At 42.6% G+C, this 12,922-nt stretch carries 12 protein-coding genes; 1 reads left to right on the plus strand and 11 read right to left on the minus strand.

Annotated features, from left to right (window positions below):
- Nucleotides 1-68: 68 nt before the first annotated feature.
- The 6 genes from ABF487_RS00375 to ABF487_RS00400 form a co-directional block, all read right to left on the minus strand.
- Entirely contained in the window at nucleotides 69-1,298 is a 1,230-nt protein-coding gene (locus tag ABF487_RS00375) for a DUF2075 domain-containing protein (RefSeq protein ID WP_415634173.1), read from the minus strand.
- Between the two features lie 203 nt (nucleotides 1,299-1,501).
- Nucleotides 1,502-2,491 carry a dTDP-glucose 4,6-dehydratase gene (gene rfbB / locus ABF487_RS00380; protein ID WP_415634174.1) on the minus strand — a complete coding sequence of 330 codons (990 nt, stop codon included), beginning with the start codon at nucleotides 2,489-2,491 and terminating at the stop codon, nucleotides 1,502-1,504.
- A gap of 2 nt (nucleotides 2,492-2,493) precedes the next feature.
- Complete coding sequence (rfbC, locus tag ABF487_RS00385; RefSeq protein WP_263779656.1) at nucleotides 2,494-3,063, minus strand: dTDP-4-dehydrorhamnose 3,5-epimerase; 570 nt, start codon at nucleotides 3,061-3,063, stop codon at nucleotides 2,494-2,496.
- Nucleotides 3,064-3,939, minus strand: a complete 876-nt coding sequence (rfbA, locus tag ABF487_RS00390) for a glucose-1-phosphate thymidylyltransferase RfbA (RefSeq protein WP_263779655.1) — start codon at nucleotides 3,937-3,939, stop codon at nucleotides 3,064-3,066. It lies immediately after the preceding gene.
- A 27-nt stretch (nucleotides 3,940-3,966) separates the two neighbouring features.
- The gene (locus ABF487_RS00395) at nucleotides 3,967-4,836 is read right to left on the minus strand and encodes a glycosyltransferase (RefSeq protein ID WP_415634175.1); all 870 of its coding nucleotides are present in this window, start codon (nucleotides 4,834-4,836) and stop codon (nucleotides 3,967-3,969) included.
- Nucleotides 4,837-5,131: 295 nt separating this feature from the next.
- Nucleotides 5,132-5,989 (minus strand): glycosyltransferase, encoded by an 858-nt coding sequence (locus tag ABF487_RS00400; RefSeq protein WP_263779653.1) that lies wholly within the window; start codon nucleotides 5,987-5,989, stop codon nucleotides 5,132-5,134.
- A gap of 137 nt (nucleotides 5,990-6,126) precedes the next feature.
- On the opposite strand from ABF487_RS00400, the gene ABF487_RS00405 reads away from it, so the two are divergent.
- Nucleotides 6,127-7,359 carry a Fic family protein gene (locus ABF487_RS00405; protein WP_415634176.1) on the plus strand — a complete coding sequence of 411 codons (1,233 nt, stop codon included), beginning with the start codon at nucleotides 6,127-6,129 and terminating at the stop codon, nucleotides 7,357-7,359.
- A gap of 1 nt (nucleotide 7,360) precedes the next feature.
- Here ABF487_RS00405 and ABF487_RS00410 read toward each other — a convergent pair whose 3' ends face one another.
- The 5 genes from ABF487_RS00410 to ABF487_RS00430 are packed head-to-tail and all read right to left on the minus strand — an operon-like array spanning nucleotide 7,361 to nucleotide 12,921.
- Nucleotides 7,361-8,269, minus strand: a complete 909-nt coding sequence (locus tag ABF487_RS00410; protein ID WP_263779651.1) for a nucleoside hydrolase — start codon at nucleotides 8,267-8,269, stop codon at nucleotides 7,361-7,363.
- Nucleotides 8,269-9,975, minus strand: a complete 1,707-nt coding sequence (locus tag ABF487_RS00415; RefSeq protein ID WP_415633691.1) for an adenine deaminase C-terminal domain-containing protein — start codon at nucleotides 9,973-9,975, stop codon at nucleotides 8,269-8,271. Before ABF487_RS00415 ends, ABF487_RS00410 begins: the two co-directional genes overlap by 1 nt.
- 12 nt (nucleotides 9,976-9,987) lie before the next feature.
- Complete coding sequence (locus ABF487_RS00420) at nucleotides 9,988-11,052, minus strand: ABC transporter substrate-binding protein (RefSeq protein WP_415633690.1); 1,065 nt, start codon at nucleotides 11,050-11,052, stop codon at nucleotides 9,988-9,990.
- 21 nt (nucleotides 11,053-11,073) lie between these two features.
- A complete protein-coding gene (locus tag ABF487_RS00425) occupies nucleotides 11,074-12,123 on the minus strand; it encodes an ABC transporter ATP-binding protein (RefSeq protein ID WP_415634177.1) in 1,050 nt (349 codons plus the stop codon).
- A gap of 9 nt (nucleotides 12,124-12,132) precedes the next feature.
- Entirely contained in the window at nucleotides 12,133-12,921 is a 789-nt protein-coding gene (locus ABF487_RS00430) for an ABC transporter permease (protein WP_263779646.1), read from the minus strand.
- Nucleotide 12,922: the final 1 nt, after the last annotated feature.

A 12,922-nucleotide genomic window follows, 5' to 3' on the forward strand; every position in this document is an offset into this window, starting at 1 on the left:
ATCGCAACTGACAAAGATGCAATCTAGCATAAAAACAGCAAACTAAAGCAGCTCGCAGAAGTTGTTTTTCATACGTCAGCCACACTTCGATCATAATCGGCAATCAAGCGCTGCCGTAAAGTCTGATCATGTGCGAAAATATATAATCCTTTAATGCCGCGTTTCATTAAAATATTGACTGTATTTAACACAAGGCTCTCTTTTACCCTTTGAAAGGCCTGCTGATCAACCAAATCTTTGCGTTGCTGAAAAGCTTCTTTGCTTGTGACCTTTGTTAGGTCAACTGCGATGTGATTCTGCTCCTGTAAATAAATCGGGGGCCCTAAAATCAAACCAACGTAATTTAAATCAAAACCTTGGCAAGTATAAACGGAGCCAACTTCGTTAACCGTTTCCGGAATCTCAGCCCAAGGAATTGATTGATAATTATATTGATCCCAAGGCATACAAAAATCACCTTCCTGAATATAGTGCTTTTCCCCATCTAAAAGCGATGCATAGCCCGTCGTCGATACAATACGGGAAAGCCCGACCAACTGGTTTTTGGCAACAATCATCTCACGCATTTGTTCCGCATCGGCGAAAATGCGAAAATCAAATCCTTGCCGAAAGTCTGCTTGTATCGGTAACAGCCGGCGATCTTTTGTGAAACTGTTAATCCAATCAAGCAGATCCGATCCAGCCTGCATGCGAAACTGTTCTTTTAAATGCACGACTTGTTTAGGATAGGCAGAAATCACGTCTAGCAAACGCCGCTCTGTCCAATAATCTTTCGTCTTAATCACTTGCCGACTATCAAAAACCAATACAATGACTTTGGCCAATTTCAAAATTTCGGCAAGCTGATTGTCGGCGGTAAAATTGTTGTAAGGATCGGATCGCGATAACAGCAGATGCGCCTCATCGATAATGACAGCATCGGCAGTCCGACCCTCTTTGGACAAGCGATTAATAAAAGTTGTGGGACGTTGAAAATCCTTTTTCAGTAACTGCGGGTAATGGCCAGCAATATTACGATACACTTTCAGTAATTCCGGATGATTGACAAGAAAGTAATTCCTGCTTCCAGCTAATGATCCGAATTTTTCTCGAGCTGCCTGCTGCAAGCGGAAAAACAAATGGCTTAAGACAACGCTTTTCCCGCTGCCAGCATCCCCAGATAAGACAAAAACAGCCGGAAAATCATGTTTCTCATGTCTGCGAATAAAACTTATTATTTGTTCAATCAACTTTGCTTGTTTATCCGTCAATTTCACTGTGGGCGCTAGTTTTTCTTCGGAACGATTAATCAAATCCATGTTTCTTATCGTAAAATAAAAAACCGCTGCTGCCAAATAAAAAAAGCCATAGACTCGCTTGGGATATTTTAAAATGACCACGCTCCAAAGACTAAGGGATATTTTTTCATATTTAACAAAGTTCCCAAAAAGTCTATTCATCACACGCGAACATTTGCCCATAAAGTCATAAAAAAGCCCAAATATCGGGCTTTTTAAACAAATTATTTCAAGACTGCCTTGCTTTTCAAGGGCTGCCACCATTCTTCGTGCGTCTTATACCAATCAATGGTTTTGACAATGCCTTCGTCAAACATAATCGTCGGTTCCCAACCCAGTTCGCGCTTGATCTTGCTTGGGTCGATTGCGTAACGGCGGTCATGGCCCAAACGGTCAGCAACATACTTGATCCGGTCGGCTGATAAACCAAGATTATCAATAATCAGATGGACGATCTGATTATTCGTCTTCTCATTGTGGCCGCCAACATTGTAGACTTCACCCGGCTTGCCATTGCGCAGCACAAGATCGATCGCGCGGCCGTGATCTTCGACATAAAGCCAGTCACGGATGTTTTCACCATCACCATAAATCGGCAGCTGTTTGCCGGTCATGCCATTAGTCACCATCAAAGGAATCAGCTTCTCAGGAAATTGATAAGGGCCGTAATTGTTTGACGTACGCGTGATATTGACATTCAGGCCATAGGTCTCATAGAAAGCACGTACTTCCAAGTCGGCAGCGGCTTTTGAAGCCGAGTATGGCGAATTAGGTGCCAGAGGTGTCTCTTCATTAAAGTAGCCGCTTTTGCCCAAGCTGCCATAGACTTCATCAGTTGATACCTGGAGAAACTTTTTAATGCCGTATTTTTTGGCTGTCTGCAGTAGATTGACAGTGCCCTCGACATTGGTCTGGACAAACAATTCCGGATGCAGAATCGAGCGGTCGACATGCGACTCAGCGGCGAAATTCACGACTGCGTCAAAATCATAAGTCTTGAATAAATAGTCAACCAGTTCTGCATTGCGAATGTTGCCATGCACAAAAATATGATGCGGATTATCTTTAATATCGTCAAAATTATGCAGATTGCCAGCGTAAGTCAGCAGATCCAGATCAATCAAATTATAATCAGGATACTTGTGCAGCATGTAATGAATGAAATTTGATCCGATAAAACCGGCACCGCCTGTGACAAGAATATTCATAGCCATGTTTATATCTCTCCGTAGACAAAATTATTTTCCGCATCCTTGAAAAGCGGATGATGCTGATCCTTTTCTGAGAGAATCGCATGGGAAACATCAGTCGGCCACTGAATACCGATCTGCGGATCATTAAAAGCGATCCCGCGATCTGCTTGCGGCGCATAATAACCATCAACTTTATAGACGAAATTGACATTCGGCGTCAAAGTAACAAAGCCATGAGCAAAACCTTTTGGCACGAGCAGCTGACGGTGATTATATTCAGAAAGAATGTAGCCTTCCCATTTGCTATAAGTCGGGCTGCCTTTACGCATGTCGACTAAACAGTCCCAGACGACACCAGTCACAACACGCACGATTTTCGTCTGTGTGTAAGGCGCCATCTGATAGTGCATACCACGTAAAACGCCGGCTTCAGCCGATAAGGATTGGTTATCCTGCGTAAAGTCAAATTTCAGGCCGAGTTTTTCAAATTTTTCTTTTGTCCAAGTCTCGGTAAAAAAGCCGCGGCTGTCACCAAAAACGTCTGTTTCAATCAGCTTGACGTCTTGAAGCTGTGTATCAATCAATTTCACCATTTAATTCTTCTCCTGTCCGGCAATTCTCAATAAATATTGACCATAATCATTCTTTTTTAAAGGCTGAGCCAAAGCAATCAGCTGATCAACAGAAATATAACCCATGCGATAAGCGATTTCCTCTAAGGCTGCCACTTGCAGATTCTGCTGTTTTTCAATTGTCGCGATAAAATTCGATGCATCCAAAAGCGAATCATGCGTGCCTGTATCCAACCAAGCAAAACCACGTCCCATGACTTTCACGTCCAGGTCGCCGCGCCGCAGATATTCGGCATTAATATCGGAAATTTCAATCTCGCCGCGTGCTGAAGGCTGGACTTGTTTAGCAATATCGACGACGTCATTATCGTAAAAATACAAGCCGGTAACCGCATAATTCGATTTTGGCTGTTCAGGTTTTTCAACAATTGACAAGGCATGTCCCTGTTTATCAAATTCAACCACGCCAAAACGCTCCGGGTCTTTGACTTGATAGCCGAAGATCGTCGCGCCTGTCTCTTTGGCTTCGGCTGCCTGCAGTAAGGCTGATAAACCAGCGCCGTAATAGATATTGTCGCCCAAAATCAAAGCAACACTGTCTTGACCAATGAAATCTTCACCAAGAATAAAAGCTTCAGCCAGCCCCTTGGGTTCTGGTTGAATCTTGTACTCAATATGTAAGCCGATTTGAGAACCATCAGCGAACAATTCTTGGAACTGAGGCAGAAATTCCTCAGTAGTAATCAGAAGAATATCTTTAATTCCGGCCAGCATGAGTACGGACATCGGATAATAGATCATTGGTTTGTCATAAATTGGAACCAGCTGTTTACTCGTGGCTTTTGTTATCGGATACAGACGCGTGCCCGAACCGCCAGCTAAAATAATGCCTTTCATGAGGCTCCTTTCAAAACTGTCGTCTTTTTATGAGACCGCCAGTTTGGAGAAATCGGCAATTTTATGCTGAATCTCTCTTTCTAATTGAATATTTGCAAATGTTGTGCAGAGATGATCCCCCATCAAAACCTGCCGAATCATTTTCAAGTAAGCCAGGAAATTCGGGTTCTCATCAACATCTTCGATAAAGTGGCTGGGGTGACTTTTCATCTCCCTTTGCCAAGTGCTGTCCTGGTGCGCACGCCGATATAACAAGGGCTTGTGCAGGTGATACAAAGAGCCCCGCAAAAGTGCCGACAGCCAAGTGGCCTGGTCATGCGATTGCGGCAAACCATTGGAATCGATCGATACTTTTTGGAAAACTTCCTTTAAAAACGGGATTAATGTTTTTCTAAATGCCAAGGTACACCCATCGCGTCTAATTAATAGATTGAACAAATTCGGGATCACTTTATAAAGCGGACCCTGTCCACTTTCAGGAATTTTCGCCATTGGTAGAATATTCTGATTTTTTGGAATGAAACTGTAGTCAGATACCAAAGCCTCTATGCCGTTATTTTGACTAAAGCAATTTAGGTAATCTGAAACTTTATCCTCATGCCATAGGTCATCCTGGTCAGTATAAAAAATCACGTCCGTTTTGGCCTGGCTAATCATTTGAATAAAATTCTGACGCCAGCCTTTTCTGATTGGATTGATTTTAAAGTCCCAACTCTTTTCGAGATGACGGCTGCTGATAAATTGCTCAACAATCCGAGCTGTATCATCGCTGGAACGATCATCACGAATAATGACCTGATCCGGCCGGATTTTTTGATCATAGATTGATTGCAATTGATCAGAGATAAATTGCGACCCGTTATAGGTCGCCATGATTGATGCTGCTGTTAATTTCATAACCACCCCCAATTCTCATTGTAAATTTTTCTGACAAAAGGGCAAACGACAGGTCAGCTTTTAGAGGGATTATTCAGAGGACAACAGCTCAAATCTATCAAAGGCAAATGCTGCTGCAAACAGCCGAAAACCCGCTGTCAACAACAACTTCAGTATACAAAGGATTCTTCATGAAATACGAAAAATTTGATCATTATGAACAAAATGAAATTTTAATTTTTTCAAAAATATTAATTTGTTTAAATTAAAATCAAACAATTTTCTTTATTTCGTAATTTTTATGTTTTTAACGAAATCAAGCTTCGGAACGTAACAAACGAGTTTCGATTTCGGTTAATAATTCATTAGCAAGCTTCGGATAGGACAAAGAATGATGATTAAGATATTCCTGGACCGATTTGATGAAGAGCGGAAAATGGTCGTTTTCGCTTGGAATAGCGGCAAAGTGGCCGCTATTAGCCCGTTTTTCCAGTTGCCAGGCACTATCCGCATGGGCACGGCGAACAAACAAGGCTTTTTTAATATGATACAAAGACTGTCTTAACAAGGCCGCCAGCCATGTCGGCTGGTCGTGTGTCTGTGGCAGCCCGTTTCCGTCAATTGGTATCTCGTGAAAAATATTAAGAATGGTTGGGATGATAGTTTTCCTGACAGCCATCGCACAACCCGGCCTTAAAGTAATTAAATTCGCCAAAGTAGCTGATACGCGTGTCAGATTCTGATCATTTGATTCGTCAATTGCAAACATTGTCAGCAGGTTCTGCCTGGCCGGTAAGTAATCAAAGTCTGATACCAGCAGTTCGGCATTCGGATGACTGGCAAATATTTGCATTGACTCAGACACCTTGTTGGCATACCAAAGATCGTCTTGGTCGCAATAAAAAACGATATCTGTGTCCGCATGAGCCAGCATGTGAATAAAGTTTTCCCGCCAGCCTAAACGTTTGGCATTTACTTGAAAATCCCAGCTGTCAGATAAATGATGCTGATAGATGAAATCCCGCGCCACTTTTTCAGTGTTGTCTGAAGAACCATCATCAGAAATCAGCACTTTTGTGACGGGCGTCTTTTGCTCATAAATCGATTGCAGCTGTGCATGGAGATATTTCTCACCGTTGTAGCTTGCGATAATTACCGTGGATGTTAGATTCATGGTCACCTCCTAGTTTCATTGTATGATGACTTTTAACGAACAATTTTCGTACATTGGCCCAAGTAAGCGAAAATACCGTGATTATTGTTTTTAAATTCCCTCATTTTGCTTATTTTGTTAAAATATGAGGGAGCAAGATGGTTTACAAAACATTAAAAACAGTCGCCTACGAGGCGCATAATGATATCAAGACAATTCAGTCCGAGTACGACCGCCGTCAGCAGAACTATGGTGTTTTCAAAACTGGCCTCTTCCCATATTTGAAAAAAGGACGCGCCTTAGCCGAAGATAGCCGAGAAATGTTTCTAATTCCTTTAAGAGAAATCGCAATCTCCTCGGAACGGATTGAATATAACTCAGCGGAAATCAAATCACTGATGGCGCAGCTGCCAGCCCAGGCCCAACAGCTTTATATCGACAACAAGCTGGCTTTAGAACTGCTCAAGACCAATCAACTGGCTGGTTTGAAAACCTCTCAGCCCGAAATCACCATCGCGATGGCACAAGCTGATACAAAATCTTTTCAGCAGGTACGCTTTGCTCCGATGGCGCGTATGTATCGCAGGCTTGTTAGAAAAGACTATCAGCGGATTGAAAGCCTCGTTGATATCCGAAAAATCTATGATCAGCTGCTAGTTGGCTTGATCGATTCTCAGCAGCTGCCGGATGGCGCCTTTTTCCGTGCCGGCCAGACGACTGTACTGGATAAAAATCGTGACAGCGCTTATGAGCTGCCGGCTGATGAAAACGGCTTGGAAAATCGTTTGCAGCATTGGCTGCAGTTTATTTCTAATAAGAACATTCCCTTTATGATTAAAGGCTTGCTGGCACATGCCTATTTGATTAATATCCGGCCTTTCTATGACGGCAACCTGCGAACAGCCCGTTACATGCTGACATCCTATCTCGCCAGAAAACTCGATATTATCACGGCCCTCAGCCTTGCCAGTGCTATCAGTGATGACCAGGAAAAATTTCAAAAAGCACTGTCAACTATAGACGACTACCGGAATTACGCAGAGGGCAGTTTCTTTGTTTTGGATATGCTGTCGATGATTGAGGAAAAACAACAGCAATTGCTGGAAGAATTAAGTGCCAGCGGCCAAGCGTTTCAGCTGAAAAATGACAAAATCCGGCAGCAGCATGCGACGGCCGCGACGGATTATTATGTCTTGAACACACTGCTGCAGTCCGGCCTATTTGCGGCTGATATCGAGCAAGGCCTGCTGGATCGAGACATTCTCAGCCAAGCAAAAAATTTTGGTTTATCAAAACGCGCTGTCGGCCTTGCCTTAAAAGACCTCACAAACAGGCAGCTTATCCAACTGGTCAAGAAAAATCCGATGCAGCATGTGTTTGACCTGAATTAATCTATTGCCATTGTTGTTCAAACCAGTGCGAAAAAGCGACACTATCGATGCTTTTAGCTACTTTAGCATTGGCAGACTGCTTGAGCTTACCGCGATCGTCAATGAGGCTGGCACCACGTGTATATCGACCTGAAGTTTCAATGGCAACAAACGCCGGCACGAGAGTAAAATATTCCGGATGGGCCAAATAAGCCATTGTCAGAGCATCATAAATATTAAAAGCATCTTTAGAACCGCTACGATAACCAGCAAGCATATCAGCGATTGATCGGCCAACTCTGCCAGAAGCTGCTATGGTTGGCAGTATCGTTTTTTTAATTTGTGCTTGTCGACCAATCTCCAAAGGTAAAACTGTTAGTGTCAATCCTTGATTAAAGACAATCTCAGCTGCTTGTGGATCATTAAAAATATTAAATTCAGAAAGAACACCGGCATTTCCGCGACCCCAAGCACCACCCATGATGACGAGATTAGAAATTTTTTCTCGATCTTCAGGATGTTGCTGCAAAAGACGCGCGATATTGGTTAAAGGTGCAATTGCCACAATCGTCATCGGCTGGTCGGCTTTTTTTAATACTCTATCCATGGCGGTCACGGCATCTATTTCAATAACCGAACAGGTAGGATCGGGTAATTCCAAACCGCCGAGGCCATTTGGCCCATGTACTGAGAGAGCTGTCACAGTCTTACCGGTTAAGGGAACAGCGGCGCCAGCAGCCACCGGTATGTGTTTTCCCCAAAAGCTAAGTAGTTTCAAAGCGTTTTCCGTTGATTGTGCCAGGCTGATATTGCCATGAACTGTTGTCAACAAATCAATTCTTAATCCTTCGTTCATAAAGGCCAGTGCCAGTGCCAAGGCATCATCTACACCAGGATCAGTATCTATTAAAATGTGTTTGATTGACTGCATTAAGGCTCCCCTGTCTCTTCTAGCAAAGGAATCTGCCGCTGGCTTTTGACATCGAAAATGCCCTTATCAGAAACCTTAATGGCAGGCGAGACCAATAGCGATAAGGTCGACAGAGACATGATCTCATTACTATTTTCGTAACCCAATTGTTGCATTGCCTTTCGGACTGCTTGCAGTTTTTCACCCAAACATGCGATCGGTTCATCGCTAATAATGCCAGCGATCGGCAAAGGAACATTAGCCAAAACTCTGTCATCTTTGACAACCAAATAGCCCCCCTGTTGGGCCGCGATTTGCCGATAAGCGATCGCCATTGCTTCGGGATCTGTCCCCATCACCATGAGGTTATGATGATCGTGCGCCCAGGTCGTTGCGATGGCACCGGGCTGCTTAATCGCACCGGCAACGAGTGCCAAAGTCATTTGGCCGCTTTTGCCATATCGTTCTTGGACTGCCAGCAAAGCCAAACCCGCACTTTGCCAATCGACTAATCCATGATGCACCGGCAATCTCTTTTTAACCGCTTTCGTAAAGGTACCCTTGGTTGAAATTTGAATCACATTAGCTGTGACTTGATTAACGTTAGCTGACAAACGCACTTGAAAATCAGCTGCCGAACGTTCGGGCACATGAATTGAATGATAATACGACTTATCAAAGCCCTTATGAGGAGGGATGGCTAATTGGTCAACAGGAACGCCCCTTTTATAAACATTTTGGATGGAAAACTGATCCAAATCATCTAAAATAACAAAATCAGCAATCCTACCTGGCGCAATCATACCGCGATCGGCCAAATGCATACGGCGCGCTGGTGTGTAAGTCGCCATATAGATTGCCCACTGGATCGGCAAGCCACACGCCACGGCCAGTTTAATAATCATATTCAACTGGCCGTGCCGCAAATCATCAGCCATTGTGTCATCCGTGACGAGTGCTGCATAATCAAAAAAACGATTCGCGACAATAGCAGCAATATTATCTTGATCGATAGATTTCTTTTGCAATTGGATGAACATACCATTTTCAATCTTTTCTTGAATCGAAGCTGGTGTCTGCTGTGTGTGATCCGATGAAATACCAGCATACATAAATTTGGCCAGATCCTCTCCACTAATAGCCGGTACATGACCCTCTAAGGGCATTCTCGGACGTTGCTGCTGACATAACGCAATGATTTGACGAATTAAAGAGTCGGGTTCGGAAGTAATACCGTTAAAATTCATGGCTTCACCAAGGCAAATAATCCTCGGATCAGTTAACAGTTCGCGCACCTCTTTTAAGCCAATATGGCCGCCAGTTGTCTCCAATTCCGGCGTCGTAGAAGGAACCGATGATGGAATGGCAAAAAAAGTGTCAATTAAAGATGGCTGATTCATAAAGTCTTTCAGACCCTGCAAACCATTTGTATTGGCTATTTCATGAGCATCGGCAATGATTGTTGTGGTACCAAAAGCAATGGCGGCCTGACTAAAATTAGTCGGCGTCGCCATAGAACTTTCAATATGCATATGTGAATCGATAAGACCGGGAATCACATAAGCTCCATTTAAATCAACGATGTTTTCAAAATAAAAATCATTTGGTAATTCATCTGCAATTTGAAAGAAGTTGCCATCAACGATAGCAACTTCCTTTTTTGAAAACGACTGTGTAAATGTATTATAAATTTGGCCATTAATCAATTTAAGATCGGCTTTAATCAATTTTTGTTCTCCTTAATTATTAATCAACGAATTCCAGCGTGTGATCCAAGTCTTTAAGTGCTTATTAACGTAATTGAAATCAACTGTCCTAGCACGGTCAGCCACCTTGCCATAAGTTTTATTCTTAGCTGCAGCAGCATTGAGTTTGACTTTTTGGTTTACTGGTGCATTATTCAAAGAAGTTGTCTTAGCGACCCGCTTTTGTACCGACTGAGAAATTCGAAAATCCAAATACTGATAAGCCGCTTTCAAATTCTTGCTGCCCTTGACAATTGAGACGGTATCATAGTTAGCATATGTGCCACTGTCAGGAACGACGTACTGCAACTTAGAATTTGAAGCCTGCAGCATTCCGACTGCATAGTCCCCGACAATCGCGGCGCTGATTTGACCTGAATTAAACATATTAGCTAAATCGGAAGATTGTGCATAGGTCTTAACTAAATTGGGTTTCAATGTTTTTAGAGCTGAAAAAGCTGCGGCACCGCCCTTATTGGTGATGCTTTTGCCAACGTGGTCAGCAGCAACATACATTGTCGCTGGGCCAAAAGTCGTCGTGATATCAGGAATGGCCAACTTATTTTTGAATTTAGACGACCAGAGCTGGTTCCAATTCGTTATTTTTCCAGTCTTGCTTTGATCATAGATGATGCCGAAACTGTTAATCGTATAAGGTATACTGTTCGTCTGCCGAGCCAACTTTTGCTGACTCTTTGATAAATATTTAAAGTTTTTTAATTTGGAAAAATCCAGTTTCTGAAATACTTTCGCTTTATTAGCTGTTAGTGCATTGTTCTGCGACAATTCAATCACGTCGACACCACTATTTTTATTTTTTTCCACTTGTGTTAAACGGGTCGCACTATCACCAAATTGGGCATTAGTCTTAACACCCGCTTTCTTAGAAAATGGTGTCAATACATCGGTTTGCATTTGTTTAGTACTAAGGCCAAAAGTAGAAATGGTTAAGCTTTTGGATCCCTTCGCATTTACGCTGCCAGCTGTCAGAGATAGGACTGATAAAATAGCCCCAGTGGCAAACATCGCACGTGTCAATAAATTCTTCTTAAATCTCATTTTCAATTCCCTTTAAATTCATTATTTGTTTAAGCCGAGTAATTTCCGACTAGGAAAATCCAAGAAAACAGCTTGCCCGGCCGGATATTTCTTGTCAGAAGAAGAAACAGCGATCACTGTTCCCAATGCTGTCTGAATTTCGTAGCGGTAGCTATCGCCTAAATAAGTCGAAAACAGCACTTCCCCCGGTAAAATATTTTGGCCATCAGCGTCCGGCTGTGTTTCTAAAATATCAATATTTTCAGGTCGGATCGTTAAACTGCTGCTATTTGGAGAAGCACCAGCCGCCTTGAAGACTTGGCCTTCTTTTAATAGAAAATGCTGACGGTCCAAACTCTTTGTGACTGAAAAGAAATTCTCATATCCGATAAAACGAGCAACGAATTCTGTCGCAGGTTCGTGATAAATTTTTTCCGAGCTGTCAAACTGTTCGATCGTACCACGATTCATAACCGCAACATGATCAGAAATAGCGAAACATTCCGATTGATCATGTGTCACAAAAAGCATCGTGAGTTTTAAGCGTTGTTGAATGGCGCGAATCATTTCGCGCATTTCCACTCGTAACTTGGCATCCAAATTGCTCAAAGGTTCATCTAAGAACAGCAGATCGGGTTCAGTGACCAAAGACCTCGCCAACGAGACACGCTGCTGCTGGCCACCAGACAATTCGCTTGGAAAACGTTTTTTATAATCTAACAAACCAACCATATCCAGCATTTCGTCAACTTTTTTGCTTAGCTCCGGCTCTCGCACGTGTTTATTTTTGAGACCAAAAGCCACATTATCTGCCACGTTCAAATGAGGAAATAAGGCATAACTTTGAAATACCATCCCGAAGTTGCGTTTGTAAACAGCTACTTTGCTAATGTCTTTACCGTTCACAAATATTTGTCCCTGGTTGGCTTTAATTAATCCAGCAATCGAACGTAGCGTGGTAGTCTTGCCACACCCGCTTGGTCCCAGCAGAGAAACTAATTCACCGTCTTGGACGTGCAGATTAATATCATTAAGTATTTGTGTTTTGCCATCATAACTTAACGCTAAGTTTTTTACATCTAAAGCAGCCATGTGCCCCCCCTAACTAACGAAACCCTTTAATCCAAGTTTTTTTTCAGCCAGCAGCATGAAAAGCAGTGTTAACAGCATTAAACAGCTTGAGATTGCTGAGACAGTCGGATCATAATTATTTTGCAGATAATTCAAAATTGCCGTCGGCAGCATATTGACATTAGGACCGCTCAAAAATACGGAAACGGGAATATTATTGAAAGAATTTATAAATGATAATAGAAAACCGGACAAAATACTTGTCGTAATATTAGGAACTAATATTTTGAAAAATCCGCTCAAACGCGAACTGCCTAGTATCCAAGCAGCTTCTTCAGCGCTGCCGTCAAACTGGCGCATACCTGCAATGATTAGCCTTGCGCTATATGGCAGGCAAATGAGAAAATGACCAAATAAAAGACTGATAAATAAAGGAAAATGCGCATAAATCACGAGAGATGAATAAAGCGAAAAACCTAACACAACTTCTGGTACCATCACAGGAGCCAAAAAGACATTTTCTAAAAAGCGGTTCATTCGATTACGTTTTCTAGTTAAAGCGTAAGCTGCTGGCAAAGCTGCCGCAGCAGCTGTCAAAGATGCCAACAAAGCAACCTCAAGGCTAGTGATAAAACCCTGAATAAAAGTGTCTTGCGCAAAAATATTAGCATACCAAGAAAAAGTGAAACCTTTAATCGGGAAAGAAATCGTTGGTTCGCTGCCAAATGAGGTCACGACAATCAAAAGCAAAGGTGCCAGTAGAAAAAACAAGGTTACAATACCAATAATTCTCATAAACAAATGCTGATTAGTGGCCATC

Source organism: Oenococcus sp. (genome assembly GCF_047725585.1).
GTDB lineage: Bacteria > Bacillota > Bacilli > Lactobacillales > Lactobacillaceae > Oenococcus > Oenococcus kitaharae_A.